General features: G+C 58.5%; 13 protein-coding genes. 2 read left to right on the top strand and 11 right to left on the bottom strand.

Features of this window, described 5'->3' with window-relative positions; translation table 11 throughout:
• Nucleotides 1-41: 41 nt before the first annotated feature.
• From GGD50_RS15320 to GGD50_RS15290, 7 genes are all read right to left on the bottom strand, one after another.
• A complete protein-coding gene (locus GGD50_RS15320; RefSeq protein ID WP_183938197.1) occupies nucleotides 42-356 on the bottom strand; it encodes a type II toxin-antitoxin system RelE/ParE family toxin in 315 nt (104 codons plus the stop codon).
• A 2-nt stretch (nucleotides 357-358) separates the two neighbouring features.
• Nucleotides 359-640, bottom strand: a complete 282-nt coding sequence (locus tag GGD50_RS15315; protein WP_183938196.1) for a type II toxin-antitoxin system ParD family antitoxin — start codon at nucleotides 638-640, stop codon at nucleotides 359-361.
• Nucleotides 641-712: 72 nt separating this feature from the next.
• Entirely contained in the window at nucleotides 713-1,684 is a 972-nt protein-coding gene (locus GGD50_RS15310) for an ABC transporter permease (RefSeq protein ID WP_183938195.1), read from the bottom strand.
• Nucleotides 1,685-1,718: 34 nt separating this feature from the next.
• Nucleotides 1,719-3,269, bottom strand: coding sequence for a sugar ABC transporter ATP-binding protein (locus tag GGD50_RS15305; RefSeq protein ID WP_183938194.1), 1,551 nt, complete (start codon nucleotides 3,267-3,269; stop codon nucleotides 1,719-1,721).
• A 130-nt stretch (nucleotides 3,270-3,399) separates the two neighbouring features.
• Nucleotides 3,400-4,389 (bottom strand): ABC transporter substrate-binding protein, encoded by a 990-nt coding sequence (locus GGD50_RS15300; protein WP_104826631.1) that lies wholly within the window; start codon nucleotides 4,387-4,389, stop codon nucleotides 3,400-3,402.
• A 234-nt stretch (nucleotides 4,390-4,623) separates the two neighbouring features.
• Nucleotides 4,624-5,643 (bottom strand): aldo/keto reductase, encoded by a 1,020-nt coding sequence (locus GGD50_RS15295; protein WP_183938193.1) that lies wholly within the window; start codon nucleotides 5,641-5,643, stop codon nucleotides 4,624-4,626.
• 33 nt (nucleotides 5,644-5,676) lie between these two features.
• A complete protein-coding gene (locus tag GGD50_RS15290) occupies nucleotides 5,677-7,182 on the bottom strand; it encodes a UxaA family hydrolase (RefSeq protein WP_183938192.1) in 1,506 nt (501 codons plus the stop codon).
• 242 nt (nucleotides 7,183-7,424) lie between these two features.
• Between GGD50_RS15290 and GGD50_RS15285 the strand changes: the two genes are divergently transcribed.
• Nucleotides 7,425-8,351 (top strand): GntR family transcriptional regulator, encoded by a 927-nt coding sequence (locus GGD50_RS15285; RefSeq protein ID WP_183938191.1) that lies wholly within the window; start codon nucleotides 7,425-7,427, stop codon nucleotides 8,349-8,351.
• 63 nt (nucleotides 8,352-8,414) lie between these two features.
• Here GGD50_RS15285 and GGD50_RS15280 read toward each other — a convergent pair whose 3' ends face one another.
• The 4 genes from GGD50_RS15280 to GGD50_RS15265 form a co-directional block, all read right to left on the bottom strand.
• The gene (locus GGD50_RS15280) at nucleotides 8,415-9,182 is read right to left on the bottom strand and encodes a response regulator transcription factor (protein ID WP_183938190.1); all 768 of its coding nucleotides are present in this window, start codon (nucleotides 9,180-9,182) and stop codon (nucleotides 8,415-8,417) included.
• Between the two features lie 279 nt (nucleotides 9,183-9,461).
• Nucleotides 9,462-10,169: a Crp/Fnr family transcriptional regulator gene (locus GGD50_RS15275; RefSeq protein WP_183938189.1), complete on the bottom strand. Its 708-nt coding sequence runs from the start codon at nucleotides 10,167-10,169 to the stop codon at nucleotides 9,462-9,464.
• A gap of 232 nt (nucleotides 10,170-10,401) precedes the next feature.
• A complete protein-coding gene (locus GGD50_RS15270) occupies nucleotides 10,402-11,667 on the bottom strand; it encodes a polysaccharide pyruvyl transferase family protein (protein WP_183938188.1) in 1,266 nt (421 codons plus the stop codon).
• The gene (locus GGD50_RS15265) at nucleotides 11,664-13,103 is read right to left on the bottom strand and encodes an O-antigen ligase family protein (RefSeq protein ID WP_246451207.1); all 1,440 of its coding nucleotides are present in this window, start codon (nucleotides 13,101-13,103) and stop codon (nucleotides 11,664-11,666) included. Before GGD50_RS15265 ends, GGD50_RS15270 begins: the two co-directional genes overlap by 4 nt.
• Nucleotides 13,104-13,260: 157 nt before the next feature.
• Between GGD50_RS15265 and GGD50_RS15260 the strand changes: the two genes are divergently transcribed.
• Complete coding sequence (locus GGD50_RS15260; protein WP_183938187.1) at nucleotides 13,261-14,103, top strand: glycoside hydrolase family 16 protein; 843 nt, start codon at nucleotides 13,261-13,263, stop codon at nucleotides 14,101-14,103.
• Nucleotides 14,104-14,142: the final 39 nt, after the last annotated feature.

The raw sequence follows: 14,142 nt of genomic DNA, 5'->3' as shown, positions 1-14,142 counted from the left end.
TATCGAAGAGCCAGGTGTCCCGATCGGAAATAGACCAGAGGCTAGCGACCGGAACTCCCTTCATCCTCTATTGTTTTTCGGGTGATTTTACGCCGACCATGCAGCACCCTGACGATATCGATACGATCGTCGGCAATACGATACAGAGTAAGGTAGCTCCCGACGACCAAATGGCGAATCCCCGAGCCGATATCATTTCGAGCGAGGCCGAAAAAAGGGTGAGAGGCGAGCTGGAGCCAGCAGCTCTCTATTGCATCAAGGATACGGTCGGCGGCGACGGGATTGTTCTTCGCGATCTCCAGCCAGATGGAAATCAGATCTTCATCGGCGCGGCTTGTTCGCTTTATTGGCAGCATGATCAGCAGGTCTTTTCGACCGTCGCCTGCAATCTTCGTCGTGCCTCAGCCTTTACATCTGCCATAGACTCGTGCGCGCTTGGGCCACTGGCCAAGCCTTCATTCACGAGATCCCGCAATTCCTCTGTCGTGTAACCAAGCAAATCGCGACGCTCCTTCCACTCACGGACTGCCTCCCGAATTGCTTCACTGGTCGACGCATAGTCACCCGCGTCCACGGCATTACGGATAAATCCAGCCATCTCGGGTGTTAGAGCGATCGTCATTTTTTCAACTGGAGCCATTGTGTCTCCTACAACAGAAGCGGATGGTACGCTTTTAGCATACCATCCGCGAGAGACTGTTGTCGAATACCTTTAGAGGCGACGGCGGCGCAACTGATCGAAATAGACGATTACGATGATCAGCACGCCGGTGATGATGCGCTGCCAGAATGAATTCAAATTCAGCAGGTTGGCGCCGTTGTTGATCGTGGCCAGGATGAAAGCGCCGATCAGCGGGCCGTAAACGGAGCCGACCGCGCCGAAAAGGCTGGTGCCGCCGATGACCGATGAGGCGATCGCCTGCAATTCCCAACCGTCTGCCTGTGTCGCATTGCCGATGGCGATGCGCGAGGCGAGCAGGACGCCGACGAAAGCAGCGCAGGTGCCCGACAGGATATAGGCGAGGTAGATCATCCAGGTGACGTTGACACCGGAGAGACGCGCAGCTTCACGGTTCGAACCCACGGCGAAGAGATAGCGGCCCCAGCGGCTGAGATGCAGGAAAATGAAGGCTGGTATCGCCACCAGGATGACCATCCAGAACAGGCTCGGAATGCCTAAGAAATCGGCGACGGCGAAATTGGTGAAATCGTCGTTGACGATGTTGATCGTCGAGCCGTTGGTGATGAGCAGCCCGATGCCGCGCAAGGACGTCAGCGTCGCCAGCGTGATGATGAAGGGTGGCAGGCCCATGCGCACGATGCCAAAGGCATGGAATGCGCCGATCAGCACACCGAACAGCAGGGTTATGAGAATGGCGGCGGAAACCGGAAATCCGGCCTGCAGCAGCCAGGCGATGATGACGGTGCAGAAGCCGACAATCGCACCGACAGAGAGATCGATGCCCGCGGTGATGATGACGAAGGTCTGACCGAGAGCCAGGATCGCCGTCATCGAACCTTGGCGCATCAGGTTGGTGATGTTAAGCGGCGTCCAGAACTTATCGGTCCAGAAGCCCAGAACGACCCAAAGAGCAAGAAGAAGAAGGATCAGCGTCAAGCTGAAGAGGATATTCATCTTGCGCCGCGGCGCGACGGTGGGGCCCTCTGTGGTATTTGCGGCCATTGTTTTTCTCCCTCTTTCTTATCTTATGTGTCGTTCAGACGCCGATCGCCTCGCCGAGGACTTCCTCATGCGTGGCGGCGTGAAAATCATGGCTGGCGACGAGCTGGCCGCGGCGGAAGACATGCAGCCGGTCGGCAAGTTCGTAGACCTCAGGCAGGTAGGACGAGATGACGATGATGCCCGCGCCACCTCGCAAGAGCTTGGCGAACAACCGATAGATCTCCGCCTTGGTGCCGACATCGACGCCCACGGTCGGCTCGTCGAAAATGAAGAGCTTGGCGCCGTGGCTTAGCCACTTGCCGATGACGACCTTCTGCTGGTTGCCGCCGGACATGGCCGAAACAAGAACCCGCCGGCTTGGCGTCTTGATACTGAGATCGCGGATCTGCTTATCGGCATTGGCCGCTTCGCCGCTATTGTTGATGATCGGTCCCTGGCTCAGCCGTTTGAATACCGGCAGGTTGATGTTGAGTCCGATCGGCAGGTTGAGGCAAAGCCCCTGGTCGCGGCGGCTTTCCGGCGCCAGCGCTATGCCGAGATTCATGGCGTCGCGCTCGTTGCGGATATCGACCTTGCTGCCCTGCCAGTAAATCTCGCCTGCGGACAGCGGCTGTCGGCCGTAAAGCCCAAGCGCGAATTCACTGCGGCCGGCGCCGATCAATCCATAGAGCCCGACGATTTCTCCGGCCCTGACGGTCAGCGAGACATTTTCGAAGCCGGGGCCTGAGAGTCCGCGGGTCTCCAGGATGGTGTCGCCGATCGGAATTTCTTCCTTGTGATAGATCTGCTCGATGGAGCGGTTGATCATCAGCTTGATCAACTCGTCTTCATTGGTCTCACCGACGGCGCGCGTGCCGACATGGGTGCCGTCACGCAGGACCGAAACGCGATCCGCCAGTTCGAAGACTTCTTCCATACGGTGGCTGATGTAAACGATGGTGACGCCCTCGCTCTGCAGGCGGCGGATCAGCTTGAAAAGCTGCGCCGATTCCTTGCGGGTGAGATAGGCCGTCGGCTCGTCGAATATCAGGAATTGGGTACCGCGCATCGCGGCGCGGGCGGTGGCCACGAGCTGTTGCTGGCCGATGGTGAGAGAGCTCAGCAAGGCGGCTGCCGGGAGGCCGAAGCCGAGATCGTCCAGCACGGTCTGTGCCAGCTTCTCCATCTGCTTCTTGCGCATCAGCCCCAGGCGATTGACTTCATCGCCGAGAAAGAGATTGGCCGCAACGGTCAGATGAGGGCAGAGCACCACCTCCTGATGCACGGCATTGATGCCGCGGGCGATCGCTTCGTTCGGATTGGAAAGTCCGACCGGATGACCACACCAGAATATCTCGCCTGCCGTCCTGGTAATGACGCCGGTCAGCAGCTTGATAAGGGTCGACTTCCCAGCGCCGTTTTCACCGACGATGGCGTGGATTTCGCCCGCCAGGAAGGTGATCGTCGCGGGCTTCAGCGCCTCGACATAGCCATAGCGCTTCTGCAGCCCCCTGAGCTCGAGGATGGGCGAACCCGCCGGAATGCGGTTTGCTTCCGTCCGGATATTGTCATCGTGTCGATGACTGATCTCTTCGAGGTTCGTCATGGGTCTCCTCCTTAGGCGAGCATTCGCTCCGTTCGTCTCTGCGCAAACGAAGCCGGCCAAACAAAGCCGACCAAGCAAAGCCGGAATGAAAACAGGCCGCGCCCGGTCTCCCAGGCGCGGCCTCAACGCGTTACTTGACCTTCGGATTGATCAGGGCGTCGATCTTCGGATCGCTCATATTCGCCTTGGTGACGAGGTTTGCACCGGTGTCGACGTTAGCCTCGACCTTTTCCTTCTTGGAGGCGGCGAGCGCCGTCTTGATGCCGTCATAACCCATGCGATAGGGGTCCTGAACGACGAGGCCAGCGAGAACGCCGGACTTCAGGAAGCCGACGGTCTTGTCGTCATTGTCGAAGCCAATGACCTTGATCTTGTCGCCGAGCTTGTTTTCGGCAATCGCCTGGCCAACGCCCTGCGCCATGATCAGGTTCGAGGCGAAGACGCCGACGAGCTTCGGATTGGCCGTGATCAGGTCGGTCATGATGTTGAGGCCGGTCGTGGCCTGACCATCGGCATATTTATCGGCGACGACCTTCAGGCCAGGATACTTGCTCTTGATCTCGTCCAGGAAGCCCTGGCGGCGCTGGTCGAGCGAGCCGACGCCCGGCAGGCTGGTGATGATGGCGACTTCGCCTTCTTCCTTGCCGGTCATTCCCTTGATCGCGGCGGCAAGGCCGTCAGCGGCGATGCGGCCGCCGGCTGTGTTGTCGGTCGTCAGGAACGATACGAAGGCTTTGGAATCGGCGGCCGAGTCGATGCCGACGACCGGCACGGACTTGGCGGCTTCATCCACCGGCTTGCCGAGCGCTTTGCGTTCGGTCGGGGCGATCACGACGGCGGCCGGTTTGCCGGCAACGGCGTTTTCGAGAATGCTGATCTGACCGTTGATGTCGGATTCGGACTGGGCGCCGAGTTCCGGCACCTTGACGCCAAGATCCTTGCCCGCCTGGCGGGCGCCGGCGAGAACGATCTGCCAATAGAAGGATGTCGTGTCCTTGACGATGATCGGAATGGTCACGTCGGCAGCAAAGGACTGCACCGGCATGGCGACTGCGATGATGGCCGCGCCGGCAAGACCGGCAAAAGTACGGCGGGACAGAAGGGATTTGGCGATGTTCATTGATTTCTCCTCTCAACGCGCTCTGCTCCTGTACACCGGCCGTTGAACGCTTGCGGCTCGGTATCGTGAGCCCCTGTCGGGCTCACGCATCGCGGGGATATTTGCTGCGCATGATCTTATCCGAATCGGTTTCACTACTTTTCGGAATCATGCGCGGTTCCATCCACGCCAAAACAGGCTTTCCTCCTCTTCGAAGCCGCCTCTCTCGGCGGCCCGATAGCTCCTTATTCTCTTTCAAACCCGGACGGCTTCATCTCCCAAAGGTGGCGCGACCAGGGTCAATCCTTCGAATTCCGCATAGAGGCTGGCCGGAAGCTCAGGCTCCACGAGCTGCATATTGCGGATGAGGCTTTCCGGTTTCGCCGTGCCGATCAGCACCGAAGCCACGGACGGATGGCCGAGCGGAAACTGGATCGCCGGTGCGGCAAGCGGCAGGCCATGGCGGCGGGCGATGTCCTCCATCGCCCCGACCTTGGCCAGAATGTCAGCCGTCGCCGGAAGATAATCGAAATGCGAACCGGGCACGGGGCCGGTCGCGAGAATGCCGGAATTGAAGACGCCGCCAACCACAAGCGACGTGCCCTTCTTCTCGCAGAGCGGCAGCAGCTCGGCCACCGCCGAACGGTCGAGCAGGGTATAGCGGCCGGCGAGCAGGATACAGTCGATGTCCGCCTCATGCATGACGTCGAGGCACACGGGCACCTCGTTGACGCCGAGGCCGTAGGCCTTAATCGCGCCCGACGACTTCAGCTCTTCCAATGCCTTCAGGCCGGAGCGTAGGAGCTGACCGAGATGATGGTCATTCAGCGCCTTGCCGTGGGTGTAGCCGCCGATATCGTGAACGTAGAGGATATCAATGCGGTTGAGGCCGAGGCGGGCATAGCTGAAGTCGACCGACCGCATGATGCCGTCATAGGAGTAGTCGTAATCCGCATCGAAGGGCAGGGGATCGACATAGCCGTAGTTCGGCACCTTGTCGCTCGCAACAGGCCGCATCAGCCGCCCGACCTTGGTCGACAGGACATAGCTGTCTTCCGGCTGGTCGCGCAGGAAATCGCCGACACGGCGTTCGCCGAGCCCGAAGCCATACCAAGGCGCAACGTCGAAATAGCGGATGCCGCTATCCCATGCTGCCTGCAGCGTGTTCATGGCCTGGTCGCGAGGGCAGGTGCGGTAAAGACCGCCGAGCGCTGCGGCCCCGAAACTGAATTCGGTGACCTCCAGGCTTGTCCTGCCGATTCTTCTCCTCTTCATCACCTCTCCCTTGTGATGGCATGCATTATTTATTTAAAGCGTTGCGCCGAGATGCCAGGGCACGAATTCGTTGTCGCCATAGCCGAAGGTTTCGCTTTTCGTCTTCTTGCCCGATGCAATCTCGATGATCAGTTCGAAGATCTCGCGGCCCTTGCCCGATATCGTCGCTTCGCCGGTGGCTATCGTACCGCAATCGATATCCATGTCCTCTTCCATAGATCGGTAAAGCGCCGAATTGCTCGACAGCTTGAAGGACGGCGCTGGGCGAGAGCCGAAACAACTGCCGCGACCTGTCGTGAAGGCGATCATATTCGCTCCGCCCGCCACCTGGCCGGTTGCCGAAACTGGATCATAACCGGGCGTGTCCATAAAGACGAGACCGTGGTCCGTTACCCGTTCGGCGTAGCTGTAAACGGCGGTCAGCGGTGAGCGCCCGCCTTTGGCGACGGCGCCGAGCGACTTTTCCAGAATGGTCGTCAACCCGCCGCGCTTGTTGCCGGGTGAGGGATTGTTGTCGAGCGAGGCACCGTGCATAGCGACATATTTTTCCCACCAGTCGATTTTCTCGTCGAGCTTGGCGGCGACCGAGTCGCTGACCGCACGGCTGCGCAGTAAATGTTCCGCGCCATAGATTTCCGAGGTTTCCGACAGGATCGCCGTGCCACCGGCAGCCGCCAGCAGGTCGGCGGCGGCACCCAGCGCCGGATTTGCCGTGATGCCGGAGAAGCCATCGGAACCGCCGCATTGCAGGCCGACGATGATTTCGCTGATCGAGATCGGTTCGCGACGAGCCTGGCCGACTTCCTCGGCGATCTCCTTGAGGACACCCATGGCAAGCGCCACAGCACGGCGCGAGCCGCCGGCATCCTGAATGTTGAAGTGCCGCTTGCTGGCGCCGGCGCCGCTCTGGCCATAAAGCGTGAGCTGGTTGACCTCGCAGCCGAGGCCGATCATCAGCACGCCGCCGAAATTCACATGGCGCGTATAGCCGGCAAGCGTGCGATGCAGCGTCTGCATGCCGTCACCGGTCGAACTCATGCCGCAGCCCTGGTCGTGAACGATCGGCACGAAACCGTCGATGCCGTCATAATGGGGCAGGAGCGTCCGGTTTGCCTCTTCCGCGATGGCGCGGCAAACCGTGGTGGAACAGTTCACGCTGGCAATGATGCCGATATAGTTGCGCGTTGCCGCCCGGCCGTCAGTACGGCGAAAGCCCATGAACGTCCGAGCCTTGTCGGCCGCCGTTGCCGCTTCCGGCGCGGAATTGGCGGTCGCCGCCAGGCGATCGTTTTCGAAGTGCAGGTTGTGGCTGTGGACATGATCGCCAGCCTTAACGTCGGCCGTCGTGCGGCCAATTGCCTGGCCGTATTTCACCACGGGCATGCCGGTGGCGATGTCTTGAATAGCGAATTTATGACCGGGATCGATCTTGTCCCGTGTCACAACGCCGTTGGCGACCGTAGCGCCAGCCGCAATCGCCGCCGTCGCCACCGCGACATTGTCGCCTTCCGACAGAAGGATCCAAGGTTGGCTGTTCAACGTCCTCTCCCTGCACAATCTTGCTTTTCGGCGTTTGCTTTGAGCGCATCGCCGATTGATTTTGTTTTTTATCTACAATAAACATTTTGGTGTCAACGAGGAAATCGCACACCAACCTGGGAGGAGGTCGTGCGCGACAGGCGTGGACGTTATCGCGGCCTATCCGGCGAATTTGACTGCCATTCGAACATGGTTCAGACATCGTCGCCGATGCAGAGCTGCGAGCTATAAGAGAGGGGGAAATGGCGAGACAAAACACGCTCTTCAAGGATGCGTACAATCGCTACGTCGCCGGCTTGAAGCTGGACGCCGCCTTGCCGACTGAGCCTGAAATTGCCGCCGAACTCGGTATCAGCCGCAGCACGGCGCGCGCCATCCTGCTGCGTCTAAGTGACGCTGGCATCATCCGCTGGAACAAGCGGCAAAAGACAGTGTTGCGCCAGCCGACCGAGGCCGATTTCTTTCCGGAAGAAGAAACCAATTCGCTGCATAACATTATCGAGCGCAGCTTCATGCTGCGCATCCTTTCCGACGAAGCCCAGCCCGGCATGCAGATCAACGAGCTGGAACTGGCGCGCGAAATCGGCACGGGAACATCGGTGGTGCGTGAGTTCCTGATCCGCTTCAGCCGTTTCGGTCTGATCGAAAAGCGGCCGAACAGTCATTGGATCCTGAAGGGTTTTACGAGCGAATTCGCTCTTGAGCTTGCCGAGGTGCGCGAAATGTTCGAGCTGCATTCGGCCGCCGAGTTCGGGCGCCTACCGGCAGGGCATCCGGCCTGGACCGATCTCGCGGCGATCCAGCGGGAGCATTATGACTTGCAGGACGATTTCGGCGAGCGTTTTCGCGATTTTTCGCAGCTCGACGAGCGGTTCCACCTTCTCATTCACCGCGCTTCGAACAATCGCTTCATTGCCGATTTCTACGACGCGATCGCCATCGTCTTCCATTATCACTATCAGTGGAACAAGGCTTTTGCCCGAGAGCGCAATGCGCGCGCCATCGTCGAACATCTCGACTATATCGAGGCGTTGCAATCCCGCGATCCGGAGCGGATCGACAGGGCTTGCCGTACGCATCTTGCCTCGGCAAGACAGACGCTTCTGCAATCCATTCCGCAGAATGCGAGCGACGTTGCAAGTTCAAGCATTCAGAATATTCGGGGCTAAAACGTATTTCGCCAGCGCCGCGTTTAAACGGCACCGGCGAAGCTTGCTGATTCAAAGCTCATGTTATCTCACGAATTCCCTGATCTTATAGGCGACTTCCGTCCGGTTCGTCGCATTCAGTTTCTTCATGATATTGCGGATATGTACTTTGACCGTGCTTTCGCAAAGGTCCATTTCATAGGCGATGATCTTGTTGGCCTTGCCGCGGCGAAGAGCTTCGGCAACGACGACTTCACGCGGCGTAAAGAGACTGTCGGCGCAGCGTGTTCCGCTGGTCACGGAGGCGATGACCTCCTTGGCTGCGAGAATGCTGCTGGCCGGCACGAACACGCCGCCTGCCCGGGCGAGCGCTACGGCTTCGGCGGCGACATTGATCCCGACACTGGTCGGAATGTAACCGCGAGCGCCGCATTCCAGCGCCTTGAGAAGTTGCGCAAGCTCGTCGCTCTCAGCCCCGACAATGACTGGGCTGGCCTTGAACCTCTCCGCCAGGGCGGAGATTTTCTCGCAGACGTCTGCATCGGAAACCTTGCGTCCGCCGATCATGAAGAGAATGGCAGACGGTTCGCTCTGCATACGGCGCTTCTGCCATTCCTCGAAGGATCCGACGGTGACGATATTCATGTTCTCGTCATATTCGGTCAGGCTCCGGGACAGGCATTCTCTGTCCAGGGCTCGCGTATCGATAAGTAGAAGATAGTCCTCGCATTCGTCGGTGCTGACCGCGCCTGCCGCGGTGAAAGCCCGCAATGAATCCGACGCGCGGACTGAAATAAGACGGGTTGCAGTTTCTGTCCCAAATTTCTCATTCGCTAAAGACTGTCTGTCCATGGCCGTTACTCCTTACTCCACACTTGGCCTCTATTCTTCCGAATTCATATGAATAGGTATTATTTCAAAGTAACTGAATAGATATACCGAACCAAACCGATAAATTTCGTGTTGACTCATAGCATTCCTCCTGTCCTTGAAATGTAGTGTACCTGATCACAAGAAGGATAATCGCTGATTCTATTTATGCGGACATTAACATAAGTTAATAAACTCTAAAAAATTTCGCCTCACGATTGTTATCGACTTGAAACAACTCGAGTGCGCTCGCGCCGCACTTTAAATCATATGCGGCGCAAAATAGGTTTCATCGAAATCGACGAGTTCCGCGAGCTTGTGGCGGTCAAGAAATTCGACGATGCCGTTGCGGAACGATAGAAGTCCGCCCACCCTCATATCCCTGAGAACACGGTTGATATGTACCGTCGACAGACCGACCGCATCGCCGATATCGGCTTGTGTCAGCGGGCATTCGAAACCGTCGAAGTTCGGCTTCAGCCGCGAGGGGCCGAGCCTAGTGGCAAGCTCGAGCAGCAGGTGACCGGTGCGCTCCAGTGCGTCGCGGCGGCCGATATTGGCGAGCCGCTCGGACATGCGCGCCTGCCGACGCATCATCTCGGTGAGCACGATGCGATAGAGCCGCGAAGAGACGTCCAGGCTGGCATGCGAGGTGAAATCCGGGAACTCCATGACGGTGACCTTGGAGATCGCCTGCACCGTCTCGCGCGCCAGTTCTACCGAAGGTGTGGAGATCATGTCGCCGCGCAGCGCAAACTCGATGACGATGCGCGTGCCATTCGGCAGCATCTTGCTGGAAACTGCCCAGCCGCTGACGAGAAAAAGAAGACGCGGCGTATCGTCCTCATAATCGTAGATGGTTTCACCGGGAGCATATGTGCGCGGAATACCGCCCGTCAGCTCGGATTTCTGGCGGGAAAGATCAGGACTCGAAGTCTGAAGACGCCCTATGGAAACCTGCGTTGTCATACATGCCCCCGAACCACATACCATATCGGGACGGTTCCAATTAACCTGTCCTGGAAGGTATATCACGTTACGTATGGCAAGTATATAGCACGCAACTTTCGGCGTGGCTCGTAGTCTATATTGCTTATGTGGATTCTCTTCAAAATCGCATGGCGATTAATTTGCTCGTCATGTGATTAAAGTTTATAACATCGCTCCTTATACATGGTAATTACCCCTGATTTTCTTGGTATTAATTCGTGGCGGCCGTTGGATGATCATTTCGTATTACGGATGACATCTCGACGACAATATTCTGATCCCTGCGGGTGAGATCCCGACGCATATCGGCGATTCCCGCTTGTGCCTCCGCCATAATCACCCGATGGCGGAGCGAATCGATTCCTTCCGAATCAGCCGCCCTTATTGATGAGGCGATATCCGAGACGGACGTCCCGCTGCCATTGAGGAAGTAGGATTGCCGGCCAACCGATCGGAAGAAGCCTTCGACCTTCTTGTCCCAGCCAAGCCCGACATGGGGAATCCCCAGAGAATAGGCGGCGATACAGGCATGCAGCCTGTGAGCTAGGATGACATCGGTCGACTGAAGTATCCGGATCAGCTCTTCCGGCACGCGTGGGCGTGGGGCGAGTTGCAGCGCACTGGATTTGTGAAGACGGTGCATCGAGGCTTCATCCATTATGCGTTGCGCGAAGATTTGGTCCTCGCTGGCGCCGTTGCAGAACAGGCAAACGCGGTATCCATCCTGGACCAGCAGTCGAATGAGATCGCAATATTCGGCAATATCCTGCAGCGGAATGGCCGAGGCCTTCTGGCTGGCGTGACGTTGCAGAATGACCGGCTCCGTTACGCAGAGGCCGATGGTCGGCTGGCGCCTCGGTGGCACTGGACTGGAACCATCGTTGACGAGCACGCGGGTCAGCAATCCCGGATCGTGAACGATCTTGGCTTCCGGCCCGTTAGGAAAATGCCGGCGCCAACTGTCTTGGGCAAAGCTGTCGCGCACGGAGAGGTGCACGAGATTGGTCTGTTTCAGCCGGCCAAACAGGCGTGAGGCTGGCTCGGACCAATGGCCGCTGACACCGACTGCATAGATCGCCAATGGCCGATTGTGGCGCCGGACGCAATCAAGCACGGTGCCGACTTTCAAAGGAAAATTGAGATCGTCATCCTGAAAGAGATTGCCGCCGCCAATCAGCACCGCATCCGCGGCAGCGATCTTGGCATCCCATTGGCCTCGCAATTTTCGCAACGTGCGCCCGAGGACATAGCTCACCACCCAGCGTCGCGCGAAGGGGGGCAGCCGGTGCAGCACCTTCAGCGCCTGCTGGCGCCGGCCGCTACTTCCACCTCTGCCGAAACCTTCCCGGCCGGCGAGATCGATCGTCTCCACCTCGATATAATCGGCGTCCTTGGTCAGGCCTGCCTCGACGCATTGCGCCAGGAGACCGTCTCCAAGATTTTCGCTGTATTTGACGTTGAATACGACGATCTTCACTGCAATCTCCCCACAACACCGATATGTCGCATGCGCGCCGCCGGCGGCGCGTCGTTTACGCGAACCGGAGATGGAACCGTGAGGGCGGAGACGCTGCCTGCGAGAATGTAGAACATCAATCCGAGATCATAGACGGTGCCCGACGTGGCCGCGGACACCAGCACGGTGATAAATCCGGCCTTGGCGGCCCGGGCAACGGCTGCAGCTTCCGAGGACGATATACGCCCCGGCCGGGTGTCGGCTTTCAGGATCAGCAGCACGAAGATCGCAAAGATCAGTGCACCGATGACACCGAGATTGGACAGCAGCACAAGGCCGAAGCTCGATGCGCGCGCACTGCCCAATCCGGCGCCGAAGCCCAGCGTGTCGATAAACGTCTGATAGGCCATGGCATTCCACATGAAGCGTTCTCGTCCGGACTGGCTGTCGGCTTTCGAGAACAGCATCTCGTCGAGAAAGTCGTGCAGGCCGTTGGCAAGATCGGGCATGGCGATCAGGACGAAGAGAATGACAAGCGGCATGGCGGCCATGATGGCGACGATCATGACGGGGCGCCCCGTGCCCGGTTCGCTGCGCGAGGCCAGGAAGGATTGTAGGCAAAGAACCGGCAAGACCACGCCGAGACCGACGAGGGCCGTCGCCGATGTCGAAAGGATCAGGGCCACCAGCAGCAGGCCGGCTATGATGCCGGTGGTGCGGGATCGAACGCCGCTAAGCCATAGGCTGGCAATCATCGCAAAGAGCACAAGCGTGAAATCGGCAAAGGCCGACGCTTCGGGAAATGTCCCGGAGATACGTTTCAACCCGCCTTTCTCGGCATTGGTCAGCAGCGCGTAATTGGCAGTTCGCACGAAACCGAGAAGGAATTCCGTATGGCTGAAATATGTAATGATGTCCGCAAGAGCGAAGCTGAGATTGACGCTGGCGACCACCAACATTCCGTTGATCAAATTTGTGGAAGTGCCGCCTCTCCGAATGAATGCAAAAGTCGATGCGAAGCAGATCAGGCCACCGACCGCATAGACGGATTGGGTGATATTGTTCGACGAGAACTTCAGCGGCACCAGCGAAATGAAGTTGCGTCCGCCCACCGACCGCTCGACGGTCATCGTCTCCGTCATGCCCTGAAACAGGCGCGGGAAAAAGACTGCTGTCGTCAGGCCGAAGACGGTCAGCACCAGAAGACAGAAACCGGGACGTGGCGGCGCCAGAGCTGCAAAGAGCGGTCCCTCGCCATAGGCCAGGAACAAGCGCACGCCGAAGAACAGTAGGAAAAGGCTCGGCACCAGAACCGATGCGCCGCCAAGACCGGGCACGCTGAAGGCCGCAGCCGCGCCGAACACCGTGGACAGAATCATGACGGTAAACGACCATCGAACGGGTGCTGCCAGCATGGCCATGCCGACGACAAACGTTAGTAAACCCATGAAATTCATATGCCCGTCCGCTCCGAAATATCGTCTATTTCATCCGGACAAAAACTATCACGGTGTCGGCTGGCTTGTATTTCCGCCGCGCTTAAGCCCTTTGGGGTACGGCATAAACCGAAATGGGTTCTGTACCGGATAGATGCCGCTGCGTTAGCGTCGGAGCATGGATCACACCTCATTCAAACATAGACCACAATGGTCGGTTGGCCGCCGCGGATTTCTCCGCGCAGGCTTTGGTGCGACGCTTGCATTGCTTGGCAGCGGCGTGGCCGCACAAGCGGGCGACACGGGAGACGCGCTCGACACCAGCGCGATGACACTGACCTTCGAGGATAATTTTGATAATCTCAGCGTCTCACCCTGGGGGCCAGGCACCCGCTGGATCGCGCATACACCCTGGAACGGCGATTTCGGCGGCGCGCGCTTTACGGATCCCAAAGGCGATTTCCCCTTCTCGATCCAAGATGGCATGTTGCGCATCACCGCGGCGCGTGACGGCAAGGGCGCGTGGCGCGCCGGTCTCCTCGCTTCGGTCGATGCAAAGGGCGACGGTTTTTCCCAGGAATACGGCTATTTCGAAATGCGCGCCCGGCTGCCGGACGGCCCCGGCGTTTGGCCGGCCTTCTGGCTGATCGGCAAGGATCGCTCGAAATCCACGGCCGAAATCGATGTCCTGGAATATTATGGTGACAAGCCGGGCGCCTATTCCGCCACCGTGCATGTCTGGCATCGCGGCGGAAAGCATGATTCCGATTTTTCGCGCATCAATGTCTTTGGAACAGCAAGTCCAACGGACATGCACACCTATGGCGTAAAGATCGATACGGATTTCATACGCATGTATTTCGACGGCAAGTTCGTTTGGAAGACCAAGGTCCTGCCGGAACATCGCCAGCCGATGTATATGCTTGTGAATCTCGGCATCGTCGAAGGCGTCACCAGCATGGTGGCGCCGGATCCGTCCTTCATGTTTGTCGACTATGTCAGGGCCTACCAATTCAAGTAGGCACCTTGCTCCCATGCCTTCTCTCGGGAGCGAAATCTG

The organism is Martinezella paranaensis (genome assembly GCF_014200235.1).
Lineage (GTDB): Bacteria > Pseudomonadota > Alphaproteobacteria > Rhizobiales > Rhizobiaceae > Rhizobium > Rhizobium paranaense.
Note: the sequence above shows the minus strand (reverse complement) of the source record. Positions and strands in the feature narration are given on the sequence as shown.

Bases quoted from the DNA above. Each gene is read 5' to 3' on its own strand.
- GGD50_RS15320 (WP_183938197.1), bottom strand. From the start codon at position 356: ATGCTGCCAATAAAGCGAACAAGCCGCGCCGATGAAGATCTGATTTCC.
- GGD50_RS15315 (WP_183938196.1), bottom strand. From the start codon at position 640: ATGGCTCCAGTTGAAAAAATGACGATCGCTCTAACACCCGAGATGGCT.
- GGD50_RS15310 (WP_183938195.1), bottom strand. From the start codon at position 1,684: ATGGCCGCAAATACCACAGAGGGCCCCACCGTCGCGCCGCGGCGCAAG.
- GGD50_RS15305 (WP_183938194.1), bottom strand. From the start codon at position 3,269: ATGACGAACCTCGAAGAGATCAGTCATCGACACGATGACAATATCCGG.
- GGD50_RS15300 (WP_104826631.1), bottom strand. From the start codon at position 4,389: ATGAACATCGCCAAATCCCTTCTGTCCCGCCGTACTTTTGCCGGTCTT.
- GGD50_RS15295 (WP_183938193.1), bottom strand. From the start codon at position 5,643: ATGAAGAGGAGAAGAATCGGCAGGACAAGCCTGGAGGTCACCGAATTC.
- GGD50_RS15285 (WP_183938191.1), top strand. From the start codon at position 7,425: ATGGCGAGACAAAACACGCTCTTCAAGGATGCGTACAATCGCTACGTC.
- GGD50_RS15280 (WP_183938190.1), bottom strand. From the start codon at position 9,182: ATGGACAGACAGTCTTTAGCGAATGAGAAATTTGGGACAGAAACTGCA.
- GGD50_RS15275 (WP_183938189.1), bottom strand. From the start codon at position 10,169: ATGACAACGCAGGTTTCCATAGGGCGTCTTCAGACTTCGAGTCCTGAT.
- GGD50_RS15265 (WP_246451207.1), bottom strand. From the start codon at position 13,103: ATGAATTTCATGGGTTTACTAACGTTTGTCGTCGGCATGGCCATGCTG.
- GGD50_RS15260 (WP_183938187.1), top strand. From the start codon at position 13,261: ATGGATCACACCTCATTCAAACATAGACCACAATGGTCGGTTGGCCGC.